Raw genomic sequence first — 25,382 nt, 5'->3', positions numbered from 1 at the left:
TTTTTGCGTTAGGTTGGTAATTTAATGCTAAAATATTGAAAAAAATGCTGCCAAAGTTGACAGCATTTTCAATTAACATAATGCTTTTATCGTTTCAATGAGAAATGCGATTTAAATTCTTTGGTTGCCGTTGTGGTGCCATCAAACTCAGGGTAGGTAACGGTGAACCAGTAGTCCGTTGCCGGTACCGGGGTACCGTTTAGTGTTCCGTCCCATCCGCTGCTCTCAAGGTCCGGGCTTATCTGTTTGATAAGCTTGCCGTAGCGGTCAAAGATATAGATCACCGATCCTGTACCGCTTAAGCCTATGATGTTCCACGTGTCATGGAAACCATCACCGTTAGGGGTAAAGAAGTTAGGGTAGTCTACAATGCTTACTCCATTTAAGACCAGCTCCTGGCATGGAAAATCTGTTTTCTCATCCCATACCGTAACCGTGTGGTAGCCCGGGGATACATTGGTGAATACCGGAGATTCCTGCCTTGGGCCGTTATCCAGCTGGTAGGTGTACTCCCCGTTTCCTTCTATGGTTACCGTTATGGTCTGGTTATCGCTAAAGTAGTTGGTTACATAGTACCCCTGGCCTATTGCTGATGCCTGCCCTGATTCGATTACCGTAAAGCCTGCCGATTCATCCGACACACATTCCAGTGGCGCAGGGCCCGTTACTACTACGGTGTATACGCCGCCTGTTTTGGCGATGTAGCTTCCTGAGTCATCACTATCGGTTAGCAGTACCCCGTCTTTGTACCAAAGATAGGTGTGCCCGTTTGGTACTACACCACTGTTAAGTTCCAGCTCGCCTTCGCTTGCCCCCCATTCGATACATACTGTATCGCTGCCATCTGCTGTGGTGATAACAGGCTCTGCCCTGCGCTCTACCCTTAGGGTTACCGTAGTGGTGGCACTGCATGGAGTGTCCTGTACCGTATCGCTGTTGGTTACTACGATCCAGATCACCTGGCTCTCCGGAGTCTGGTTGGTATAGTTTTCAGGGTCTTGTATCGGTTGCGGTGCAGGTACTGTAGACGGGTCAATATCGTAATAGCTTACAAGGAACACAGCCGGGTCCTGAGCGCCAAGTACTTCAGGTGCAAGTAGGGTTAAATCCCATCCTGAGGCCCTGCCGTCATTCTGGTCGTCGGTATCACATACCGCCGCAGGGTCTGCCACAGGGTTGGCTACTGCCTGCTGCTCTACGATAAGCTCAAGCTCTTTTACGATCCTGCACCCTGTGTCGTTGTTCACTACTTCTATGTATACCGTTGCACTGCCTGTTACTACATACCCTGTTATTGGCGTGGCACGTGTGGTAAGGGCTGCATCGCTAAAGTAGCCTATAGTGTAAATGGTACCTGTATTACCGCCAAGGGCTGTCTCTACATACTCCTTCAGGTTAAAGGCTGTCGGGGATGCAGGGGTGTCGTTACAGATACCATAGTCGGCAAGGTCGGCTATCGGTGGCAGTGGGTTCACTATTAGTTCAAGCTCCACTATCTGGAAGCACCTCAAATCAGATGGGTTATTGGTATTGGCCTCAACCCTTACCCATACACTGCCACTGGCACTGTTGTGGCTGGTTGGGTCAGGTATCGCATTGGTGCCTGCCTGGGCATCCTCTTCTGTGGTATAATAGCTGAACAGGTAGTTAGTACCGTTGTTGCGGATATCATCCTGTGCAAGGGTCAGGTCAAAGGGCTCACTGCCTACCTCTGTAGTATCCTGGTCGCATACCTCAAGTGGGGCTGGGTTAAAGTTGGGTACAGGTAGCGGAAGCACCCTTATGGTTAGGGTGGTATAGCTAACACACCCTTGGGTGGTGGTTACCCTTACCCAGATCGTTCTTGGGTTTTGGGCTGCTCCATTGCTGTCTGTATTTACATACGCCTTAGGGTCAGCGATTGCCACGGCGGTGCTGTCTGTTTTTGGGTCGGTGGTAAAGTAGTCTACAACGTAGTCCATGCCTACCCCATCAGGGCCCAGTATCTCATCGTCTTTTTGTGTAAGGTCAAATTCTGCAATACCGTCATTTGGCAGTGCCTCGTTACATACGGCAAGGGGTGTTGGGGTTACCAACTGGTGTGGCTTGTTGATATGGATGGTAAAGCTCGTAAGGCTATAGCAGCCTGCGGTATTCTCTACCCTTACCCAGATCACCTGCCCATCCCTGGCAATGTGCCTTGCAGGGCTGGCAATACCGTTACTACCCGCATCAGCATCAGCCTTGGAAAGGTAATAGGTGATTGTTACTTCCACAGGGGCTACTGCTTCTTTTATCTGTGTTTCATATACTGTAAGGTCTGTCCTTAGCGCCCCGTCCTGCCCATTGTTGTCGGTATCATCACAAAGGGTGATATCCTGTAGCTTTGGTGCCTGCGGTGCAGGGGTTACTATAAGGGTAACCGGGAATGGCGTGGTGTTAAAGCAGCCTGTAGTACTGCTCACTGCCCTTACCCAAAGGGTTTGTGTGCCCGGGTGGTCATTCCTGTAGTCGGTCGTATTACCGATCGGGTTGGCCCCCGATAGTGCTTCCTCCGCCGTTAGGTGGAAGGTGATCACAAGGCTTGTATCACCATTGGCAAGGGTTTCTTTTAAGGCTTCAAGGTTAAACTCACCGATACCGTTGCCATCGGTATCACATACCGTTAGCTCATCCTGTGAGGGAAGGGTAAGTACCGGCTGCGGCTCTACCCTGATATCAAGGTAGCCAAGCCTGAAGCAGCCTGTAGTGGTTACCGTAAAGCGCACATAAAGGCTCTGTACCTGTGAAGTGTTCTCATACGCCTGTGCCTGGGCGTCGGTAAGGGCATTGGTGCCCCCTTGCGCATCGGCAAGGGTGGTATGGAAGGTTACCGCTACACCGTTTAGGTTTTCATCGGTGATGAATTTATCGATGGTAGTGGTAAGGTCAAAGGTCTCTTTGTTGGCCGGCAGTGTGGTATCACACAGCGAGTAGCTGTACTCATTGGTAATAAGCACCGGAAGGGCATTCACCACAAGGCGTACCGCTACGATATAGAAACAGCCTGTGGCTGTATTGGTTACTTTGGCATACACCGTAGCTGTTGCCGATGGGTAGTTGCCCGGTGTACCGATAAGGCTGGCAGGTGTAGCTGCAGCGTCGGTGTAATAGTCTACTGTGTACTGCGCAGGGTCTAAGCCTGCAAGTATCTCAGCACTCTGGCTGTTCAGGTTAAAATGGGCTATGCCATCAGTATCGCTGGTACCGTCATCACACAGCGCATAAGGCTGCGCCGGGCTGTGGGCATCAGGCCTTGGGTTTACAATCAGCACAAGGGTTACCGTATCATAGCAGTCCGTAAGGTCCGACTGTACCCTTAGGTACAGGGTCTGGGTACCTGCTACGATATTGTCATAGGCCTCGGGTGACGGTATTACATTTACATTTAGGTCAGCATCGCTCTGGGTCTCAAAGGCGCTTACCGTTACATCGGGGATAGCGGCCTCAATAGCCTGCATGGCTGGTGTAAGGTTAAACCTTGCAAAGCCGTCGTTGTTGTCATCACATTCTGCAATAGGTGCAGGGGTGGTGGCAATAGGGGCAGGGATTACGTTTAGTTCCACACGGGCTACCCTTACGCAGTTCGTGGTAGGGTTAATTACCCTGGCCCAGATATCGGCATCGCCTGACAGGTAGGTTGGGCCCGGTTCAAAATCAGCGCCACCGGCCAGTGCCTGGGCTTCTGTCTGGTAGAAATACACCACATAGCTTGCTGAGCCTGCCGTTACCGCTGTTGCAATTTCATCAAGGTCAAAATCAGCCTCGCCAGGCAGTTCTTCACACTCGGTGGCAATGAAGTCTGCAGGGTTATCGCTTAATACAGGTAACGGGTTTACTAAAATGGTAAATGAAGATACACTGCGGCAGCCAAAGGTTGTTGCTACCCCTACCCAGATTGTCTGCTGGTTAGGGGTTGCATTTGGATAGGTCTGCGGTGTTGTTATCGGGCTGGTATTGTTTTGTGCGTCTGACTGGGTTAGGTAATACTGAACCGTAAGGCTCGCATCCCCGCCCCTTGCGGCATCGTCATTCAAGGTTAAGTCAAATTCTTCTATACCGTCCGGTGAATTGTTGTCATCACACAGGGTAAGCTGGCTTACAACCGGCACTGCCGGGCGTGGATGTACTATCAGTGTCAGCGGTACTATGCTGCGGCAGCCTGTTGTGGTGCCTTCCTGTACTACACCTGCATATACAATACCTGAATCATCGTAATGGCTCGATGGGTCCGGGATGGCATTTACATTTAGCTGTGCATCACTCAGTGTTGGGTACCAGGTAATGGTTAATCCCGACTGACCGTTTAAGATCTCCGCATTTCTTTGGGTTAAATTAAAAGTGGCAAAACCTGCGTTGTCAACTTCGCATGCTTCTAACGCGGTAGGCTCAACTATGGTTGGGGCATTATTTATCGTAACTACGAAATCAGAATCATCTGTACAAACCGTAGTAGCATCTCCGGTTACAGCATGAATATAAACTGTCTGGGTTTCGGTTATGACAGTTCCAGCAGGAAGAAGGTCTCCCGTTCCGCCTGGGCCGGTGTAGTAATTACCTACCGTTAATGGCTGTAATTCATATGCATCACAAGCAGCAACATCTGCAAGTTCCTGAACAACAGGTGCAGGATAAATAGTTACAACAAAACTGTCTTCGTTAGTACAAATGTATGGTGACGTGCCGCTAACAACGAATGTATAAATAGTTTGCGATGTCGTTATTGCAGTATTCGCAGGGATCAATTGTCCTCCTCCTGCGGTTTCAGTATAATAATTTGTGTTTGCAGGCAATGCCGGCAAAATATATGATGTACATGCAGAAACATCGGGAATGTCTGCAATAGCAGGGATAGGCGGAACCAGCAATGTAAGCTGATCAACACCATAGATTGTGATACCCTCAACAGAAGGATTATCTGCCCTTACCCATACTATTTCATTATTAGTACCCTGATAAGAAGACGGATCTGCGATAGCATTTATTCCCGCCTGAGCATCCGGACCATTATTATAGAATGTATAGATATAGCCTGCCGGAACAGGATTTTCAACAGTCATTTCATCTGTATAAGACGTAAGATCAAAAACTTCTACTCCATCAAAAGGCGCGGGTTCACATACGTATGCAGTGTGTGGCTCCATCTCAATCTCGCAATCATAAATATTAAGGGTAAACGGCATTATTTTATGACAATCGTAGAAAACACCCATTAATACCGCGATCACAGTATCTCCGTTGTTAGCTTCGTAAGGCATAGTATAGATTGGAGGAAAGTTATTTTCAAACTCTTCAACAGACTTATAGTAATATAATTCTACTGTGTTAGGGTCCTCAACACCTGCCAAAATAGCCGCGTCATTCTCAAATAGATTAAACATCATTGGCTGGCTCGGATCTCCACAAAGGTTTAAATCTTTAGGCAGGCCTGATTCTATGTCAGGACGGTATTCAATTCTTATATCATCTGTAAGGAAACAGTCCGGTTGAGTAGAAAATGCTGCTTTTAAGGTATAAACACCACCTTCACTCACTGTAAGGGTTGGTGTGTCAATTGGAGTACCATCAGGATTATTCAACAATACGCCGTCTTTTTCCCAACGTAGTATAAAGTTAGAACCGGCACCAACACTTGAAGTAATTGTATAGGTCTCTCCTGGACAAAGTGCAAAACCATTACCGATAGTTAAATCATCCGGTACTGTAGGCTGCCCAATATTAAACGAGCCTCCTGCAAGAAATACAGCACTATCATATAATGTATCGCTATAATCTCCAACGGCTAGTTTTATTTTATAAACATCACCAGGCACCACTTCGGCAGAAGCTTTTAACAATACTGTCTGTCCCCTATGGTTTATTGTTGAATTTGCCGCGTCGTCAACATTGTACCTTGCAAAAAATTCTGCATGTACAGATCCGCAACCGCTGTTATGAAGACCGTTACGTATAGTACCTACCGAAACCGGTGTATTCGTACTAGGTACTAATGCAATATTTTGTGTAACCCCACCCGCAGTTTCGTTCGTAAGCATAAAGGCAAATATATCGGCATATCCACACTGAAACTGACCGTATTCGTTTGCGGCAAATACATACTCAAAACTCATCTCGTTTGACAACGGAACGAACCTAAATTGAAGATAACTTACATCATTAAGGCTACTATTGTTATGATTACCATTAGCATCAACATTAAAACTCTCTAAATCAGTGTCACCTATACCAGAAGCTGTACTACTTAGATCTGCTTCTCTGTATTTTCCTTCACTAAATTTAGCATTACCATTTCGTATAATAATACCATCCTGAACAGGGAAACTATCCGGATTTGAATTATTCCTGTTGAAATAAGAAATACCATAATTTCCATAAATATCACCTGCACTCGCTGTGATATCGTATACGCTAATACAATCGGTATCAATCAATACATCAAGCACAAGCTCCTCTGTAGAATATGCTGTTTTGTCAACGGTAACATAATCTGCCCTTGGGGTATCTGTATCTGTACAATTAGGACATGCCGGTACAGGGTCTGGAGTAGTACTTGTTACCTGTACAGTATTTACAAGCGGACCTACAGCTGTAATATGATTTGGCTCAACAAAAATTGTTACCGTATATTTTACACTTTGTCCCGCTGCAAGAACAGGAATAGTATTCGTAAATCCTCCCGAACCACCATTGTTATTTCCTTCCCACGACATTAAGTTTACGTTGTACGGCTTAGAATCCTGAACAACTACGTTTCTCGCATCACTTGGCCCCGGGTTGGTTACCACAATGGTATAAACAACTGTAGAGTTTACAGCATACTGTGTTTGCCCATTTGTTTTATAGGTTATAAGATTTGCCTGAGGATTAGGTGTAGCAGTATGCGTACAGCCCGCACAGTCCGGGTTAGGATCTGGTGTTGTGCTCGTTACAGCAACCTGGTTAACAATATTTGCCGTCGGGCTATAATTACTCGGCACCGGTATAGTTAACTGGTACGTTACTGTTTGACCCACAGCAAGAGTTGGAATTACATTGGTAAGATTACCCGTACCACTGCTTCCGTTACTACCAGACCATGTTGCCGAGGCCGTGTTTAAGCCAGTAGGAATATTATCTGTAACAGAAACGTTTTGCGCCGCAGTAGGCCCTTCATTTCTCACTGTTATTGTATAAACCGCATTAAGGCCTGCTGTATATGTAGTTCCCTGGTTTAAAGTTTTAGTTACTACCAAATCGGCAGAACCTGTAGCATAATCAATATCTGTAACTGTGTTGTTTGCAGTATTGCTATCTGTACCTGCACTCGTTACCGTAGCAGTACTTTCTATATTGGCAGTGTGTCCCGCAGGCACACCTAATGTTACTGTATAGGTTATAGTTTGTCCTGCTGTAAGTGTAGGTATAACATCGTTAAGCGCACCTGTACCCGAAGTACCGTTGCTACCTACCCATGTAAACGCAGTTATACCTGCCGGAACAGGGTTAGATACAGTAACTGCTGTTGCCACATCCGGGCCGTTGTTAGTCACTGTAATTGTATACGTTGAGTTTGCACCTGCAGTGTAAACATCTATATTATCTGTCATTTTTATTGCCACATCGTGTGTACCCGGTGCTGCCGCTGTGTCTGTATCGCTACATTGTGTACACGTGGTGACAGGATCGACAAAATCGGGTGCCGTTGCAGTTGCAGCAACGGTTAATGGACCTGTAAATCCTGCAGGAACATTTAACGTTACTGTATAAGTAACCGATTGCCCCGGCGCGAGTGAAGCTATAGTATCTGTTATAGCAGCGTTTGTGCCAGAAGTTCCGTTACTGCCTGTCCAGCTAAAGCCTGTAATACCGGCAGGTATAGGCACTGAAACAGCAACACCTGTAGCAGTCTCACCAGCGTTGTTAGAAACTGTTACTGTATAAACAGATTGTGTTCCCGGAACATAAGTTGTTTTATTATCAGTAGTTACAACATTTAAGTCGGCACCTTTTTTATAAGTAACCACAAGATCGCTTATCGGCCCTTCATAGTCTCTTGGTATTTTTATAGTTACCGTATAGGTTAATGACTGGTTAACAGCCAAAACCGGCACGGTAGTATCTAACCCAAAATTAACCAGATCCTGCGGAAGATTTGCAGGAATAGGGCTGTACCAAAATTTCGCAATACCCGGTACCATCTGTAAATATGTAGGCACAGCATATACTGCACGCACATTATAAACAGGAACTGTACCATTATTGGTAATAATGTAGGTTGTAGTCAGTGTTTCCCCTTTAACATAAGTGTTAGTAGGGTTTGTACTGAAAACCGAAATACTGGATTGCGCGTAAGAACCTATTGTTCCTACAAGCAATAAAAGTAATAGTAAAAGTTTTCTCATAAATAAGAATTTGCGTGACGCGACTATTGTTAAAAAATACCGGAAAACGTTAACAGAAAAGTGTCAAATATAAATATTACAACAATGTTTGTTTGTTAAAATAAAAATAATCACAAAATACATTGAAATTTGCAATTTTAATAACTAACCCTTTTGCTAAGCACAAGTGTAAACATTTATAAAGTAATTTACCCTACCTCATTTTAATGTATTTTTGCACTAATTTTGTATAAAATTTAGAAATCATGGAAAGCATCACTATAAGACCCACCCAAAACCCATCTATATTAAAATTTGAATTCAGTGATTTTGTTGCAAAAAGCAATAATTACGAGTTTAAGAATATAGATGAGACCGCTAAGTCTCCACTGGCTAAAACACTATTTTACCTTCCGTTTGTAAAAACAATTTACATATCGGGCAATTTTATTGCGCTTGAGAAATATTCAATCGTAGAATGGGAAGATGTTCAGGACGAAGTAGCGTCGCAAATTGAACAGTTTGTAAACACCGGCGGGCAAATTGTTATTGAAGAGGAAGAGGTTAGAAAGAAACAGCCCTCTACTATATATGTAGAAAGCACCCCTAACCCATCTGTACTTAAGTTTGTATCTAACAAACTGCTCACAAAAACATCTGTAGAGTTTAAAAATATAGATGAGACATTAGCTTCTCCTCTAGCTAAAGAACTATTTAAATTTCCTTTTGTGAAAGAAGTATTTATAGATGAGAATTACATCTCTATTACTAAATATGCTGTTACAGAATGGGATGAAATTACTCCGGAGATACGCAGCTTTATAAAAGTGTACATTGAGGATGGCGGTGTTGTTGTAGACGAATCGCTGATTCAAACAATGCCACAGGCAGAAAAACAGAATGAAGCTTATTTTGACGGACTGGATGTTACATCACAGAAAATTATCAACATTCTTGAAGAATATGTAAAACCTGCAGTACAGGCCGACGGTGGTAATATTGCTTTTGAATCGTATGACGAAACCGACAAACGCGTTAAGGTGATACTGCAAGGCGCGTGCAGCGGATGCCCGTCATCTACCTTTACACTTAAAAGTGGTATAGAAAACATGCTGAAAGACATGCTTAACGATAACGATATTAAGGTAGAGGCTATAAACTCTTAAAACAAAAAAGTCCCACGCTAAGCGTGGGACTTTTTTGTTACTTCTCTTTTTTAGGCTCTGTTTTTACTTTTTCCTTCTTAACAAGCTTATTGGTCTTTTCGTTATATTTTGCCTCTTCTATTTTTTGACCTGTTTTACTGAATATTTTTATTTTAGGGTCTTCGTGCGTACCGGTAACAACAATTGGCACACCTAAAATTCCTAACGGAGGCAATCCAAGCCTCACTCTTATATCCAGCAAACCATCAAAACTGGTTGTACCTTTTATTTTAGGCCTGAAGCCCGCCACCTTAAACATAAATTCTTTTATTCGTATAAGGTTGTTATCAATAGTCGTTTCAATATTTATGCCTTTGATGTTAGGATTGCTTAAACCTTCCGAACCTGTTTTATCACTTATATCGCCAAACATTTTAAGCCCTGCAACTTTCACATCGCGAACCGATATGATACCACCACCCGAAAGCGATGCATAAATAGGACTCATATTACCATCAAGATCTCCTTTCAGCTTATAGTCAAGCGATATGATACCTTCAGCTTTTTCAGCTGCGCTTACCATTTCACGAAACATAGGTATTTCTTTATATGCTCTTTTAACATTAAAGTCCTTCGCCTTAAAATGCACATCAAAATTAGCAGACATAGGCGATTCGTCATCATACGCAGCATCTATTCCTACGTTACAATCTATTATATTAAAGGTGGTATTTTGAAGGGATAATTTCCCTTTAGAAATACCTACTTTCCCTATAAGATTATTTAGCACCAACCCTGTATACTCCACCTTATCGGCATTCGCTACTAACGACACATCTAGATTGGTTGGCAGCACCACTACCCCGCTCATTTTTGGGTTAGCTGCCTTTACAGCTTCCACCTCGGGTTTAAGGTCGGTGTTCTCGCCTTCTTTCAATGCCATGAATTCATCAACATTAATAAGGTTCGATTTTACATTGAAATTACCGTGCAGCGTACCATGCGATTCTAAAAAGTAATTGATGGTATTCAAAAGATAGCCGTTCATGGCAAAGTCAGATTTACCATAATATGCCCGGAACTTATCAAACCACATTTTTTCGTTTTGGAACCTGAACAACCCTTCGTTTAGCCTAAATGGTTTCGGGAATAATTCAGATGTTGCTTTAATATCTTTGAGAACTATGGTTCCTTTATTGTTCAGCTTACTATACTGCCCGGTTGTGGCATAGCTCTGCCTTCCCTGCAACGAAAGATCTGCTTTGGCATAACCCGTAACGTCGAGCCCTTTTTGTGAGAATACCTTATAGATTCGCCCGATATTAAGTTCTCCTTTTATCTTGGCATTATAATCTACATCTTCAAAATTAGACACGCTTGCATTTACATATACCGGATTACCCTCAAACACGAACGATGCCGGATTAACCACAATTTTTACGTCATCAAAAGTGCCTTTACTGTTTTGTACATTGGTTACAAATTTAATATCAGTAATTGGGTTAGGGTAATACGATGTTTTAAGCCATCCGTTTTGCAGATTTACGCCACCTTTTGTTTTAGGAAATAGTTTTTTCTCGGCACTATAAATACCATCGGCAACAATATCTGCTTTAAGTACACCTTTCAGGTCAATATTCTGAATACCCAGAGCCCGATCGAGCGCCTGAAGGTCGAGCGAACCTTTAACATTGGCTTTTACGGTCATTTCTTTCATCCCTTTGGTGTACAAAAAGGCACTGAATTTATCGTTATCGCCTACTTTAAAGTCAAGCGCTTTAAGACTTATACTCATCTTCTCAACATCCAGCGACGGCAACATGGCGCTAAGGTTCATCTGAAAGTCAGACATTGCCATTGGCGCATCTTTATATTCTATCATACCATCCCTAATCTGCATACTAAAGCCGAGATCAGGCTGCTGTTTTGTAGCTGCGTTATATCGTCCTTTAAAAGTAAACAATAAATCGCTACGCCCTTTAATCTTGGTGTCTTGCATCCAGGCTGAATACTGCGGAGGCAGTACCGAAAAAAGGTCTTTAAGCTTATTATCTTTAGAAACTGCGTCTATATTAATATTATATCCGTCTTTAAGTATAGAGAACACACCGGTAAATTCTACAGGCAATTGATTAATTCGCAACTCATTCTTTTGAAGGATAAACGACAGGGCATTCGTATTTATTCGCGTTATCAGGTCGGCACGTACCTTTTTCTTTTCAAGATAAGGCACGTTGTCGTAGTAAAAGTCGATAGAATCTATGGCAGCATCAGTTTGCAGGTCAAACACTTCTTCGCTAAGATTACCTTTACCAACATAATTAAAGCCGTGAGCATCAACCAGCATTTTAGCCGATTTATCGCTGTATTTAATATGGAGGTTTTTAAGATCTACCCTGTCCAGCCTTATAGCCGGCCCTGTACCCGATGTATCTTTCGGTTGGTCTTTTGGAGCGATGTACACATTGTAATTTGCCTGTCCCTGTTCGTTTACCATTACATTCACTAAACCGTCAGACACATATATCTCATCAATTTTAATCTCATTATCAAAGATCAGCCGCTTAAGGTTAATACCAAAAGCCACCTCGTCTGCCTTTAGCAGCGTATCATTTCTATAGGGAGCAGAGCCTTTTAGCGAAAGGTCGTCCAGCGATACCGTAAGGGAAGGGAAATGCGCAAAAAATGAAAGTTTTGATTTCGAGAAATTCAGCTCTCCGTCGATACTCTTATTCGCAAATATCTTTACCTGTTCGGCGATTGTCCCGGGAAAAAGTATGGGAATTATAAACAACAGAAATAGTACAGACACTATGGTTATACCTATCCATTTAAAAATTTTAAGGGCAATATTTCGGGGCGTTGATTTCATGGCTAAGCAATTTAAAAACCTCAATAAAGATAGTTTTTTCCTATAAATAGCAAATCTTATTTAACCTGAACTTAATATACTTTGCTTTTTAAAGCAGATTACGGTAACTTTACTCTTTACACATTTTTGACATGAAGAGAAAACACCTGATTATTTTAAACTTACCATTTATATTATTTATGTCGTGCAAACAGGAAAACAAGGCCGAAACCATTGGCGAGAACAATCCGCTTTTAGCCGCTTACGATACACCATACGAAGCACCACCGTTTAACCTTATAGAAAACCACCATTACAAGCCGGCGATTTTAGAGGCTATACACATCAACCAGGGCGAAATAGATGCTATTGCCGACAGCAAAGAGAAACCTACTTTCGAAAATACTATTGTGGCGTTTGAAAACTCCGGCAGCCTGCTTAACCGCATTACAACAACACTTGGTAACCTTACCACCGCCAATACGAATGACACACTTCAGGCACTAGCGCAGGAAATTGCTCCTGAACTTTCTAAACACAGCGACAATATTTTTCTTAATGAAAAATTGTTTGCGCGCGTTAAAAAAATATGGGATACCCAATTGGAATATAAGCTGAATGCAGAACAGTCTAAGCTTTTAGAAAAGAAATACAAAGCCTTTGTCCGTAGTGGAGCCAACCTTGATGCAAAACAAAAAGAGCGCCTTCGTAAGATAAATGAGCAGCTATCGGTACTATCGCTGAAATATGGCGACAACATCCTTAAAGAAAACAATGCTTATCAATTGTTTGTAGACAAAAAAGAAGACTTGGCAGGGCTTCCTGAAGAAGTGATACAAACAGCTGCCGACGAGGCTAAGGAAGCAGGCAAGGAAGGCAAATGGCTGTTTACATTGCAAAATGCAAGCGTTATGCCTTTTCTTCAGTATGCTGATAATCGTGAACTTCGCAAAAAACTATGGACAGCCTATCAAAACCGTGGCAATAATGGCAATGCGTCTGATAACCGCATCAATGTGGTAGAAATGACAAACCTTAGAGCCGAAAAAGCCAAACTTTTAGGCTACAGCAGCCATGCCGCCTATGTACTTGAAGAGCGTATGGCTAAAACCCCTGAGGCTGTTTATGCTTTGATGGATCAGCTTTGGGCACCTGCCCTTGAAAAGGCAAAAGCTGAAGAAGCCGATATTAAAAAACTTATGGTTGCCGACGGTATTAAAGATGATGTTCAGCCATACGACTGGAGGTACTATACAGAGAAAATACGCAAGCAGCGTTACGATTTGGACGAACAGGAACTAAAGCCTTACTTTAGCCTTGAAAACGTACGCAACGGAATATTTACAGTAACTAAGAACTTATACGGACTGCAATACCGCCAGCTAAAAGATGTACCGGTTTACCATCCTGATGTTACCGCATGGGAAGTAACCGACAAAGATGGCAAGCACCTTGGTATCTTATATATGGATTTCTTTCCAAGGGCTTCTAAAAAAGGTGGCGCATGGATGACATCGTACCGCAAACAAAGAACAGTAGACGGCAAGCGCCTTGCCCCTATAATCTCTATTGTCTGCAACTTTTCTAAACCTACAGCCGGCAACCCTGCACTGCTTACCTTTGATGAAACAACAACCTTCTTTCATGAATTTGGACATGCCCTGCATGGATTGCTGAGCAACGTTACCTATGAAAGCCTTGCGGGTACGAGCGTACCTACCGACTTCGTTGAGCTGCCATCTCAGGTAATGGAGAATTGGGCTGCCGAACCGGAGGTTTTAAAGCTATATGCCAAACATTATAAAACCGGAGAGGTTATTCCTGATGCCCTTATCAAAAAGCTCCAGGAATCAGCTACGTTCGATCAGGGATTTGCTACTGTAGAATACCTGGCTGCTGCTTACCTTGACCTGGATTACCACAACAGGACAGAACCACTTACACAGAATGTAATTGATTTTGAAAAAGCATCTATGGATAAACTGGGATTGATTAATTCTATCATTCCACGTTACAGAAGCACATACTACAGCCACATTTTTAGCGGAGGATATTCTGCAGGATATTATAGCTATATATGGTCGGGAGTACTAGACACTGACGCATTTGACGCATTTAAAACATCATCGTTATTCGACCAGAAAAATGCAAAATCCTTCCGCACCAACATCCTTGAAAAAGGCGGAACATTAGATGCAATGCAGATGTACAAAAACTTCCGCGGTGCAGAACCTTCTATAGAACCACTGCTTCGCAAAAGAGGACTGGACAAAAAAGAGGTAAAGCTTGAAAACAACAAAATAAAAGGATAACAATCCTATATAAAAAGACAAGGCCTGAAGATATCTTCAGGCTTTTTGTTGCTGCATACTATTTATTAACATAAATATATATTCAACTTAAATTAAATATTCATATTTGCAACAGTATAACTTATCAACCAACATCACAAATATGAAATTTAAAGTTATAGTGTTGTTCATTTGCTTTTTTAGCTTCAACTTATCGTTTAGCCAGAGAATATCAACGTTTGTAATAGGTGAGATTGCATTCAATTTACCCGGTAAATGGAAAGTGGTAGGCTCAATTAAATCGTCAGGACAATATCATGTTGCTAACGAAAAGGGAAAAATAGGCTTACTGATCTCAGCACGGGATGCCTCTAAATTTGAGTTTTATAATGACACTTTAAGCCCAATACAATTAGTGGAACATTTCTACAATTGGGAAAAAGAATACTGGATAGCACCCAATACCGATCATGAAGTAATCGCCAGAACATTAAAAATAAATAATTCCAAAAATTATATTATATGGGAGTTAACGGTTAAGAAACTAAAGGAAAATAATGACCAGGATTTAAAAAGCAGAATGCTTTATACACTAAAAAATAATAGACTTGTCTCTATAAGTTTGGCAGATGGTCCTAAAGCAAAAGCTTTATCTGACGAAGAAATAATCAAATTGTTTGAAGGCATCTTTAACGACTTAAAAAATATCTCGGAATTCAAAAAATAGACAAAGCCTGAAATATCTCCAGGCTTTGTCTTTATATGATAATATAGCGAAGTATTTTAGCCAGCTACTTTGTGAAACTAAGTTACTCAGCAACTTTCTCTTTACCCATGATAAACACGTGAAAACACTATTTTGCCTTCCTTAATTTCAAGAACTTCGGCAACAAGCATATCTTCCTCGCCATGTACAGTTCTTATGTACTCCATGAATACGCGGTATTCATTAGCCGTAAGGCTGTTCACTTTGTAATTAAGTGTTGGCAATCTATCAAAAGCATCCTGCCACCACTCGCGTAATGCGTCATGCCCTTTTACAAGTCCGTTCGTTTCAGGTTTGCGTATTTTTAATTTCGGGCTGAAATGCTCTGCATCATCAGCGTATAAATCGAGCAGCTTGTCAAGGTTCTTGGCATTAAAAGCCTCAAACCATTTAACCGCGATATGTTCTATATCCCTTGGCTGCAAATTATATATTTTTTAGGTTGATAATCTCCTGCTCTGTAAGGAAACGGTAGTTTCCACGCGGAAGGTTCTTTTTGGTAAGACCTGCAAAAGACACACGGTCTACCCTTAATACATCATACTTAAAGCTTTCAAAAATAGCACGCACTACTTTAACGTTAGGCGTTCTAAGCTTAAGCCCGATTTCAGTTTTTGACTCACCTTCAATATAGCTTACCTCATCAATAAACAGTTTGTGCCCGTCAAGGTGGACACCTGCCGAAATTTTCTCAAGGTCTTCATATTTAAGGTTCTTATCTAAAGAAACCTGATAAATCTTGAATGACTTTTGGTTAGGCTGAGCGTACTTTCTAATCATCTCGGTATCATTCGTAAAGATAAGAAGACCTGTAGTGTTCTTATCCATCCTGCCTACCGGCTGAAGGTTTCCTCTGCTTGCCCCACGTATAAGTTCAAGAACATTACGCATATCTTTATCGCCTTCACCTGAAGTAGTAAAGTTTTTAGGCTTGTTTAAAAGAAGGTATTCTTTCTTCTCGGGAGTAATAGTAACACCGTCAAAATCTACCTTATCGGTAAGCTTAACAATGTGGCCCATTTCTGTAACCACCTTACCATTAACTTTTACGTTACCCGATTGTATATAAATATCGGCATCACGGCGCGAACATGCACCCGAGTTAGCGATAAATTTATTCAGACGAAGTTCGTCCGGGTTAGATTGTCTTTTTACAGTAGGTTTTTTATCTGCAGGCTTTTTATCTGTAGCAGGTTTTGCTCTTGGATAGCCATCTTTCTTAGCAAAAGATGCAGGGCCTTTTTTGGCAGTAGTCGATTTTGGGCTGCGTGGTTTTGCAGATGGTCCCGCTTTAGGAGCTTCAGCATCTACTTTTTCAAAGGTTTTTGGTTTATCAAAAGACTTTGGTTTAGAGGATGCACCCGGTTTCCTTGCTTTATTTAATGGTTTGGAAGGACCGCTTTTTTTCCTGTCGCTGCCGCCTCTCCTGCTGTTGCCGTTATTCATTTGTCAAAAATATTTTTGCAAAGATAGCTTAAATAACAGACAAAAGTTTCCTGCCATGCACTAAAACTGAAGGGTCTATAAGTACAATGCAGAATACACCCGCAACAATAAGGAATTTTAGTATGTTGTGAAGCTGCAGATATTCCTTTTGACTCTCTGCTTTCCACAGTAGCATAAGAAACCATATAATAACGATCATGCCGGCATAAAAATACATATCCATGTACCCAACATCATACACATCTATTAGTAAATACACAGGTATAATGGTAAGAAAGATAAGTATAGTGATAATTATCTTCGACATTTTTTCGCCAAACATTACCGGTATGGTGCGGTAATCGGCGACAAAATCGCCTTTAATATTCTCGAGGTCTTTTATCAATTCACGCGTAAGGATAAGCAGGTAAAGAAAAGTTGCATGCGCAAATATCACCTGGTAAAAATTCTTGAAATACATAAGAATACCAAAAAAGGGCAATACCGCCAGAAAAGCAGCAGTAAGGTTACCTATCAGCGGGTATTTTTTTAGCTTATGCGAATAGAACCATATTAAGAAAATATAGCCCGAAAAGAAGAACACCGCACGCCACGACACCATAAAAGCCAATAGCGTAACCAAAATATTCAATGCAAAGTACACATGAAGTTTAGTCTGCTGGCTAACCAACCTATCGAGCATCGATTTTTTGGGACGATTGATAAGGTCCTTTTGCGCGTCGTAAAAATTATTGATAATATATCCGGAAGCTATAGTTAGCGAAGAAGCCAGTACTATATAAAACAGGTTCAGGTCGAATACTACATCGAGCGCCCTTTTCTCAGGAGCCAGGATAAATATCGCTGAAAGATATTGCGCCAGGGCTATAACAGGAATATTGTAGCCACGCACCACAGAAAACAGGCTGAGTATCTTCATCAGAACCAATCTTGTTTTCCTACCTGCCATAATTATTGCTTATTCTCTTTTAACTTACCACCAAGTAGTATTATTGTGAAGGTTATAAAGAAAAATATAATGATACTAATAACAGTTTTTAAAAGTTCAGGCCAGCTAAATGCTGTTTTTAAAACTGGCAAATACTCCTGAGACTGTGCAACAGCCAAAAATAATGACGAAGGAATTATAAGCAACAGCAACGGAAGCACTATTAATGCCTTTCTTTTCATGTACACTTTTTTGATCCAGAAAAACTGAGTGATTACAAGCGTCATAAGCGGCGCAAATATAATATTCATGCCGTAGCCTGAAAGATCTACCTTAACACTGCTCGCAGCCGCACTTCCAGCATTAAAGAATAATGGGTATACAGCAACAGCACCAAGTATAAAATAAATAATCCCTGCAATTCTAACCATTTGTATAGCGGTAAGAATAAAAAGGTCTTTAAATTTTAATGTCTGAAGATCGGAAGTTTTTTTTAAGGAAAATAAAGGAATCAGGATACCAAAGCCAATAAAAATTGACCTTAGCAATAAGTTTAAAATCTCTGTAACGGTCATAGCGCCTTAAAATTGGTAAACTACTTCAAGCTTATGCCCCTGCAGCGATTGTTTCGCTTTCTCTATATCTTCGGTAAAACCAAGAATATAGCCACCGCCTCCAGATCCGCAAAGCTTTAAATAGTAATCGTTGGTTTCAATACCTTTTTGCCATAATTCGTGGAATTGCTCCGGAATCATTGGTTTAAAGTTGTTAAGCACAACCTTAGAAAGTTTTTTGGTATTTGAGAATAACGATTTTATATCGCCATGTAAAAAGTTATCTACACATGCATCTGTATATTTTGCAAATTCTTCTTTAAACATATCGCGGAAACCTTTTTCCTTCAGGTTTTCCATAAATATAGAAACCATAGGCGCAGTCTCACCCACAATACCAGAATCTAACAAAAACACAGCACCTTTACCGTCTGCACTCTGCATTGGTATGCCCGTTGCCTCGATATTGTCCTGAGAATTTATAAGAATAGGAATACTAAGGTAGCTGTTAAGCGGATCCAGTCCAGAACTTTTACCATGAAAGAAAGATTCCATCTGGCCAAAGATCTTTTTAAGCTGCAATAGTTTTTCGCGTGTAAGATTTTCAAGAACCGTAATTTTGTTATTGGCATAACGGTCGTAAATTGCTGCAACAAGCGCACCGCTGCTGCCTACACCATATCCCTGCGGAATGGTAGAGTCAAAATACATACCTTCGTTTACATGTTCTTTAAGTGTAGCAATATCAAAAGTTACCAGTTCGGGCTGTTTTGCCTGAAGGTCTTCAAGATAGTCAACAAATTTCTTAAGATGACCGTTAGATTTAACCGCCTCTTCAGATGTATAGTTATCCCTTTTCAGGGCTCCGTTGTAAAAATTATAGGGAATAGATAGTCCTTTAGAATCTTTAATGATTCCATACTCTCCGAAGAGTAATATTTTTGAGTAAAATAATGGTCCTTTCATCGAGGATATTTTTATTAAAGGTACGACAAAAACGTTAATTGTTATTAAAAGTTATCCTAATTAATCCTTAGCGCACCTGTACCAATTTCGTCGCAAATGTACTGACTGTTTTGGCAATAGCCAACTAATTCATTCTTAATAAAATCTAAAACTTCTTTACTAACGTTTTCGGGATATAGCACGTGTACATTCGCCCCAGCATCAAGAGTAAAACAAACCGGAATTTTAGTCGCTTCCCTAAATGCCCAAATTTTATTAATGATTTCTAGCGTGTTAGGCTTCATCAATATGAAATACGGCATAGAGGTCATCATCATGGCATGTAGCGTTAAGGCCTCGCTCTCGGTAATCTGTATAAACGCATCGAGGTCACCGATGGTTAACGCTTCTTTCATTTTATAAAGGTTTACATGCGCCTGTGCAAATCGCTGCTGCGCAAACGGATGCCCGTGCATCAGGTCGTGTCCTACTGTGCTGCTCACCTGCTTCTCGCCTTTATCTACTAACAAAATGGTATCCTGATAGTTCGAAAACACCTCATTGAAACCGGTAAATTCAACACCATAAAGATTAGAACTTCCTGCTGTTTCGGCATGTTCGCCCCAAATAACCACATTTCCTTTAACGCTTCGGCACGCACTACCCGACCCTAATCGTGCTAAGAACGATGCTTTTTGATTAAAATAATCTTCGGTCATAGCAGGGTTCAGTTCTTTTTCAAGACTCATCAGGTTTACTGCCAGTGCTGCCATACCCGACGCCGAAGAAGCAATACCCGAACTATGTGGGAATGTATTTTGCGTATCTACAGTAAAATGATATTCTTTTAAAAATGGCAGATAAATTTCTACCCTTTCAAAGAATTTTTCAATTTTCGGACGAAAGCTTTCCTTTGGCTGACCTTCAAAAAGCAGGTCGAACGAAAATGCAGAAGTATCTGCTTTCTTTTCAAAAGTAAGCTTTGTTATGGTTTTACAATTATTGAGCGTTAAGCTTATAGATGGGTTAGCGGGAATCTGCTGCCCGGTTTTTCCCCAGTATTTTACAAGGGCGATATTGCTTGGCGCGCTCCACTCAAAGCTTCCGTTTTCTATTGTATTGGTATATGGCGATGGAATAAAAGCCTTATCTGGCATGGTGTTTTATTTTAATACAAAGATAAATGTTTTGCCGAAGCAACAATTAGGATTTTTTTAGACCTGAAATTTACTATTTCGTACTACTTTTATTTTTGCAACCCAGCCATTGACTATTATCTAAATTCATGGCTAAACAGTACCTTTGAAGCATGGAACAAAAACCCTTATCCCGTACGTTTAAAATTCTGGTAATGATAGTTACCTGTGTTATTGTTGGCACCGTTTCCGGTCTTGTAACACAAGAAAGTGTAACTACTTGGTATCCCACCATAAACAAACCCTCATTCAATCCGCCGAACTGGATATTTGCTCCCGTATGGACTACTCTTTACGTAATGATGGCAATTGCAGCCGGACTGGTGTGGGACAAAATGGAAACGCAAAGAGAAACAGTAAGAAAGGCACTAACCTTTTTTGCAATACAACTGGCATTAAATGCCTTATGGTCGTTTATATTCTTCGGATTGCATAACCCAATGCTGGCATTAATTGAAATTGTGCTGCTTTGGCTGATGATCTATGAAACCTTTGTACAGTTTAATAAAGTCAATAAAATTGCCGGATATCTCTTTATACCCTACATACTCTGGGTAACTTTTGCCTTGGTACTTAATGCCTCAATATGGTGGCTTAACAGGTAAATTTTAGTTATTTGATTATCTAAAGTCATAAAAAAAGCCTCATACATGAGGCTTTAAATTAATTTTTCAGGATAATAAACCAGTCCCAATGTTCAGGATTACCCACCCCTACACTGGGTGTGTAAAGAAAAAAGTTAACTTTAGAATTTGGGTTTGCTGCCCTGTAGTCTTTCACAAGCTTAAGATTGTCTACTGCATCCCATAAAGTTGCATACTCCGGAAGATAAGGCCATTCATTCAGAGGCATCGCAGGATCAAGATACCGCACAACCTCAAGCATCGATTCGCCGGGCAATGCTACAGCGCTGTCAACAGTAGCAAAAGATTGCGGTGTATCAATTTCGGGATACGACATTTCGCCGCGCCCCATCCAGTGTATGGTACCTTCAAAAAGCGGTGCATTAAGTTCCTGGTATTTTAGCTTAATACCGCCAAAATCTCCAGGCGACTCATAATCTACCCCAATAGTAAATGCAGAAGCTTCATCAAAAGTAAGTTCCTTACCCCCTTCAAAGGCAGAAGTAAGCAAATCTACTTTAAGCATTAATACTTTGTTTTCTTTAACTTTTTCAACAGGAGCTGTTGTTTCGTCAGAGCAGGCCACAAGCAACAGGCCAAGCCCCATTAGTAAAATTTTGTTTTTCATGGTGATTGATTTTTTAATAAGATACCAGTTTTCTCAAACGGTTGCGTTAAAAAATCAATTATTTTTCACATAAAGCCTACATTGCCAGCAAAATATACACTTCATTAGAAATAAAAGTTATAATTCAGCAATGCTACGCGCAGCGATAAAGCCACCTGTCCACGCATTCTGAAAGTTGAATCCGCCTGTTATAGCGTCAATATTCAACACTTCGCCTGTAAAATACATATTGGGAAGCAATTTGCTTTCCATTGTTTTAAAGTTTACTTCTTTCAGGTCAACGCCGCCGGCAGTAACAAACTCTTCTTTAAATGTACTTTTACCGTTTACCTGAAAAACTCCATTAGTGAGCTGCTGTACCAACGCCTGAAGCTGGTTTTTGGTAAGATCTGCCCAACGTGTATCGGGTAAAATACCTGCTGCATTTACCAGGCTTTGCCATAAACGGTTTGGAAAATCATACGGTGAGAATTTCGTTGTTAGTTTTTTTGCGTGCTCCTGTCGCAGTTCTTTTAGTTGCCCTTCGCATTCTTCAGCATCTATATCATTAAGCCAGTTCACTTCAAGTGCAAACTGATAGCTTTTATCAAACAATTCCCTGGCTCCCCATGCTGACACACGTAAAATTGCAGGGCCGCTCATTCCCCAATGTGTTATAAGTAATGGTCCTGCGGCTTCCAGCTTTGTGCCTTTTACTTTTACCGATGCAATTGCCGAAACACCCATCAAATCTTTAATACGCGGGTCTTTTATGTTGAATGTAAATAACGACGGAACAGGAGATACAATTTTATGCCCCATTTCGGCAAGCATATCCCACATTTTTGGGTTACTGCCTGTGGCCATAACCAGTTTTTCAGCAAAAAACACTTCTTTGTTGGTTTCTATCTTCCAGTGTTTCTCATTATGGTAAAGCGATTGAATGCTTTCACCCATTAATATCTGTATGCCTAATTTTTTAGATGCGTCCAGAAAGCAGTCTATTATAGTTTGGGAACTGTCCGTTACCGGAAACATACGCCCGTCTTCTTCAATTTTTAATTCCACACCATGGCGTTCAAACCACTCAATAGTGTCGCCCGAACAAAACCTGTTAAACGGGCCTTTAAGTTCTTTTTCACCTCTTGGGTAAAACTTAACCAGGTCATCCGGTATAAAGCATGCATGGGTGACATTGCATCGCCCTCCACCGGATATACGTACTTTAGAAAGCACTTCCTTGCCTCTCTCTAAAATGGCAATTTTAAGGTTTGGGTTTGCTTCTGCAATATTTATGGCCGTAAAAAATCCCGCAGCGCCACCGCCTGCAATAACCACATCAAAACTTTTACTCATAGTCGCTCTGGATAGTCGGATATTATACCGTCTACATTATAGGATTTTATTCGTTCTATATCTTCTGTTTCATTAATTGTCCAGGTGTACACCTTTAGGCCAGCCTGCTGTGCCTTTTTCACATTGCTTTCTGTCAGCAGCGAAAAGTGCGGATGTATGGCTTTCGCCGAAAACTCCGATGCCCACTCCCACGCTTGGGTAACACTTGCCTGCGTTAATATACCAAGCGGAATATTTTTATTGATATCGCTCATTATAAGCAACTCCTCACGCTGAAAACTCGACACTACAAAATCGTCGTAACTCCAGCCACGGCTTTTTACGTAGCCATCTATAAAATCAGATACCGGTTTCGCCGTATGGCGGCCTTTCATTTCTATATTCATCAGGCATTTTCTGTTCACTAACGCCATAACCTCATCTAACAATGGTATAGAATACAGCCCGTCTATGCTAAGTTTTTTTAGTTCAGACAATGTCATTTTGTGTACTTCGCCGCTGCCGTTTGTAGTACGGTCTACTGTAAAGTCATGAATAACCACCAGCTCTCCTGTTGCACATACATGCACATCGAGCTCAATGCCGTCTACACCCATATCTAACGCTTGTTGAAACGAAGCCAGGGTGTTTTCTGCCACATGGGATTTAGCACCGCGATGGCCAATTTTTAGTATTGCCGCCATAATGAATAGATTTTTGGTAAAGATAAAATAGAGTTTGCCACTTATCGCACAAATTAGCACAAATTCAAATTTTATAGATAAAATGACTGATTCTCGAAAACAGCTACAATTTAAGACAAAAAAAGCACAGACTTTTCAGCCTGTGCTTTACTTCTCTAATAGCGTATATTTTTTATTTTACAAGTACCCAATATTCCCAAGGAGCAAAGCTAAACTGCTGCCCTTTGGCAAGGGTTATTTTTTTATCGTTCATGTAATTGGTATACTCACCCTCTACCGGTGCCTTAAAAGTTACAGGTTTAGCGCTAAGGTTAGCAAGATAAACCACTTTGTCATTTCCACTTTCCCTCTCAAATGCAAGCACATTTACAGCGTCAGAGGCTACTATTCTTGAATAGGCAGCTGCTTTCTTACCGCCGTTTAGTGCGGGGTTATTGTTTTTAAGCTTACCCAGTTTTTCATACACAGAAAACATTTTCCCTTTTTGTTTTGTGATAGGGTCCTGCTCAAAAAATTTAAGGCGGCGCTTAAGGTCATACTCCTGACCTGTGTAAATAAGCGGCATGCCCGGCATAATATAAGTAAGCGCTGCAAATGCTTCTGCGCCGTTACCCATGCGTTCATATTCGGTACCGTTCCATGCGTTTTCGTCATGGTTAGAGGTAAAGTTCATCCAGATATCCTGTTTTTTGTACTCTTTATCAACCTGCGCAACAAGGGCATCCCAATCTTTTACATTCTTCCTGCCTTTGGCAATATCGTTCATCAGGTGGTGTGCTTTCCAGCCATAGCCCATATCAAACAATCCGTTAAACAGGTAATCTTTCTCAGACTCCATAAGCATAAACACAGGCTTAACCTCTTTAAGCTTAGGTATGGCGTACTGCCAGAATTCAATTGGTACATTATCGGCAACGTCGCATCTAAAACCATCTACACCCTGCTCTTTTATCCAGTATAACATTTCGTTTTTCATAGGTTCATATAGCACTTTACTTGTGTAGTCTAAATGCGCCACGTCCGTCCATCCCCAGCTTTTTCCTGTTTCAGGATTAAGCGGATCGGTAACTTCACCTTTTGCATTTTTATGGTAATATTCCGGATGCTCCGTAATCCATTTATGATCCCATCCGGTATGATTTGCCACCCAATCAAGAATAATATATATTCCGTTATCATGCGCCGTTTTTACCAGTTTCTTAAAATCAGCTTCCGTTCCAAGATCAGGGTTAATAGCTGTATAATCAGAAATAGCATAATAGCTGCCAAGGTATTTTTCGCGCTCCTTCGGGTCTTTAATATCTTCTACAGCAAGGTCGCCTGCTTTTCTGTTCTTAACCGAAATTGGATATATTGGCATCAGCCAGATAACTTTTACCCCTAAGCCTTTTAACTGCGGTATATCTTTAGTAAAAGCATTAAATGTACCTTCGGGAGAATAATTACGAATGTTCGCTTCATAAATAACGCTGTTTTCCATCATGGAATCGCTAACCGGCGCCAGTGTTTCACTTTGCGCAGTATCTTTCTTCTCAGCTGCTTTTTTATCCTCTTTACAGCTAACAAAAGCTGCCATAAGGGTTACTAAAAGAAGTGTCTTTTTCATATAATAA

At 41.4% G+C, this 25,382-nt stretch carries 16 protein-coding genes; 4 read left to right on the top strand and 12 right to left on the bottom strand.

Annotated features, from left to right (window positions below; genetic code table 11):
• Positions 1–86 precede the first annotated feature (86 nt).
• Positions 87–8,399 carry a hypothetical protein gene (locus ALW18_12255; GenBank protein ID AOE53225.1) on the bottom strand — a complete coding sequence of 2,771 codons (8,313 nt, stop codon included), beginning with the start codon at positions 8,397–8,399 and terminating at the stop codon, positions 87–89.
• Between the two features lie 245 nt (positions 8,400–8,644).
• Between ALW18_12255 and ALW18_12250 the strand changes: the two genes are divergently transcribed.
• Positions 8,645–9,544 (top strand): nitrogen fixation protein NifU, encoded by a 900-nt coding sequence (locus ALW18_12250; protein ID AOE53224.1) that lies wholly within the window; start codon positions 8,645–8,647, stop codon positions 9,542–9,544.
• A 37-nt stretch (positions 9,545–9,581) separates the two neighbouring features.
• Here ALW18_12250 and ALW18_12245 read toward each other — a convergent pair whose 3' ends face one another.
• On the bottom strand, positions 9,582–12,395 hold the full coding sequence (locus ALW18_12245) for a membrane assembly protein AsmA (protein AOE53223.1): 2,814 nt from the start codon (positions 12,393–12,395) through the stop codon (positions 9,582–9,584).
• Between the two features lie 131 nt (positions 12,396–12,526).
• On the opposite strand from ALW18_12245, the gene ALW18_12240 reads away from it, so the two are divergent.
• Both ALW18_12240 and ALW18_12235 read left to right on the top strand, forming a co-directional pair.
• Complete coding sequence (locus ALW18_12240) at positions 12,527–14,686, top strand: peptidase M3 (protein ID AOE53222.1); 2,160 nt, start codon at positions 12,527–12,529, stop codon at positions 14,684–14,686.
• 142 nt (positions 14,687–14,828) lie between these two features.
• Complete coding sequence (locus ALW18_12235) at positions 14,829–15,392, top strand: hypothetical protein (protein ID AOE53221.1); 564 nt, start codon at positions 14,829–14,831, stop codon at positions 15,390–15,392.
• 101 nt (positions 15,393–15,493) lie between these two features.
• Here the strand turns inward: ALW18_12235 and ALW18_12230 are convergent, their stop codons facing one another.
• The 6 genes from ALW18_12230 to ALW18_12205 are packed head-to-tail and all read right to left on the bottom strand — an operon-like array spanning position 15,494 to position 20,461.
• A complete protein-coding gene (locus ALW18_12230; GenBank protein AOE53220.1) occupies positions 15,494–15,856 on the bottom strand; it encodes a hypothetical protein in 363 nt (120 codons plus the stop codon).
• 1 nt (position 15,857) lies between these two features.
• On the bottom strand, positions 15,858–16,877 hold the full coding sequence (locus ALW18_12225) for a pseudouridylate synthase (protein ID AOE53219.1): 1,020 nt from the start codon (positions 16,875–16,877) through the stop codon (positions 15,858–15,860).
• 28 nt (positions 16,878–16,905) lie between these two features.
• The gene (locus ALW18_12220) at positions 16,906–17,826 is read right to left on the bottom strand and encodes a ubiquinone biosynthesis protein UbiA (protein ID AOE53218.1); all 921 of its coding nucleotides are present in this window, start codon (positions 17,824–17,826) and stop codon (positions 16,906–16,908) included.
• Positions 17,827–17,828: 2 nt separating this feature from the next.
• A complete protein-coding gene (locus tag ALW18_12215; GenBank protein ID AOE53217.1) occupies positions 17,829–18,380 on the bottom strand; it encodes a hypothetical protein in 552 nt (183 codons plus the stop codon).
• Between the two features lie 6 nt (positions 18,381–18,386).
• Entirely contained in the window at positions 18,387–19,325 is a 939-nt protein-coding gene (locus ALW18_12210; GenBank protein AOE53216.1) for a mevalonate kinase, read from the bottom strand.
• Between the two features lie 56 nt (positions 19,326–19,381).
• Entirely contained in the window at positions 19,382–20,461 is a 1,080-nt protein-coding gene (locus ALW18_12205; protein ID AOE53215.1) for a diphosphomevalonate decarboxylase, read from the bottom strand.
• Between the two features lie 152 nt (positions 20,462–20,613).
• Here ALW18_12205 and ALW18_12200 point away from each other — a divergent pair, with 152 nt between their 5' ends.
• A complete protein-coding gene (locus ALW18_12200) occupies positions 20,614–21,105 on the top strand; it encodes a CrtK (GenBank protein ID AOE53214.1) in 492 nt (163 codons plus the stop codon).
• Between the two features lie 58 nt (positions 21,106–21,163).
• On the opposite strand, the gene ALW18_12195 is transcribed toward ALW18_12200, so the two are convergent.
• The 4 genes from ALW18_12195 to ALW18_12180 all read right to left on the bottom strand — a co-directional run bounded on the left by ALW18_12195 (position 21,164) and on the right by ALW18_12180 (position 25,375).
• Positions 21,164–21,751 (bottom strand): hypothetical protein, encoded by a 588-nt coding sequence (locus tag ALW18_12195; GenBank protein ID AOE53213.1) that lies wholly within the window; start codon positions 21,749–21,751, stop codon positions 21,164–21,166.
• 117 nt (positions 21,752–21,868) lie between these two features.
• On the bottom strand, positions 21,869–23,086 hold the full coding sequence (locus tag ALW18_12190) for a flavoprotein (protein AOE53212.1): 1,218 nt from the start codon (positions 23,084–23,086) through the stop codon (positions 21,869–21,871).
• Positions 23,083–23,769, bottom strand: a complete 687-nt coding sequence (locus ALW18_12185) for a glycerophosphodiester phosphodiesterase (GenBank protein ID AOE53211.1) — start codon at positions 23,767–23,769, stop codon at positions 23,083–23,085. Before ALW18_12185 ends, ALW18_12190 begins: the two co-directional genes overlap by 4 nt.
• Before the next feature lie 172 nt (positions 23,770–23,941).
• Positions 23,942–25,375: an alpha-amlyase gene (locus tag ALW18_12180; GenBank protein ID AOE53210.1), complete on the bottom strand. Its 1,434-nt coding sequence runs from the start codon at positions 25,373–25,375 to the stop codon at positions 23,942–23,944.
• Positions 25,376–25,382 lie beyond the last annotated feature (7 nt).

The sequence above is a fragment of the Flavobacterium psychrophilum genome (assembly GCA_001708385.1).
Lineage (GTDB): Bacteria > Bacteroidota > Bacteroidia > Flavobacteriales > Flavobacteriaceae > Flavobacterium > Flavobacterium psychrophilum_A.
Note: the sequence above shows the minus strand (reverse complement) of the source record. Positions and strands in the feature narration are given on the sequence as shown.

Bases quoted from the DNA above. Each gene is read 5' to 3' on its own strand.
- ALW18_12255 (AOE53225.1), bottom strand. From the start codon at position 8,399: ATGAGAAAACTTTTACTATTACTTTTATTGCTTGTAGGAACAATAGGT.
- ALW18_12250 (AOE53224.1), top strand. From the start codon at position 8,645: ATGGAAAGCATCACTATAAGACCCACCCAAAACCCATCTATATTAAAA.
- ALW18_12245 (AOE53223.1), bottom strand. From the start codon at position 12,395: ATGAAATCAACGCCCCGAAATATTGCCCTTAAAATTTTTAAATGGATA.
- ALW18_12240 (AOE53222.1), top strand. From the start codon at position 12,527: ATGAAGAGAAAACACCTGATTATTTTAAACTTACCATTTATATTATTT.
- ALW18_12235 (AOE53221.1), top strand. From the start codon at position 14,829: ATGAAATTTAAAGTTATAGTGTTGTTCATTTGCTTTTTTAGCTTCAAC.
- ALW18_12225 (AOE53219.1), bottom strand. From the start codon at position 16,877: ATGAATAACGGCAACAGCAGGAGAGGCGGCAGCGACAGGAAAAAAAGC.
- ALW18_12220 (AOE53218.1), bottom strand. From the start codon at position 17,826: ATGGCAGGTAGGAAAACAAGATTGGTTCTGATGAAGATACTCAGCCTG.
- ALW18_12215 (AOE53217.1), bottom strand. From the start codon at position 18,380: ATGACCGTTACAGAGATTTTAAACTTATTGCTAAGGTCAATTTTTATT.
- ALW18_12210 (AOE53216.1), bottom strand. From the start codon at position 19,325: ATGAAAGGACCATTATTTTACTCAAAAATATTACTCTTCGGAGAGTAT.
- ALW18_12205 (AOE53215.1), bottom strand. From the start codon at position 20,461: ATGCCAGATAAGGCTTTTATTCCATCGCCATATACCAATACAATAGAA.
- ALW18_12200 (AOE53214.1), top strand. From the start codon at position 20,614: ATGGAACAAAAACCCTTATCCCGTACGTTTAAAATTCTGGTAATGATA.
- ALW18_12195 (AOE53213.1), bottom strand. From the start codon at position 21,751: ATGAAAAACAAAATTTTACTAATGGGGCTTGGCCTGTTGCTTGTGGCC.
- ALW18_12190 (AOE53212.1), bottom strand. From the start codon at position 23,086: ATGAGTAAAAGTTTTGATGTGGTTATTGCAGGCGGTGGCGCTGCGGGA.
- ALW18_12185 (AOE53211.1), bottom strand. From the start codon at position 23,769: ATGGCGGCAATACTAAAAATTGGCCATCGCGGTGCTAAATCCCATGTG.
- ALW18_12180 (AOE53210.1), bottom strand. From the start codon at position 25,375: ATGAAAAAGACACTTCTTTTAGTAACCCTTATGGCAGCTTTTGTTAGC.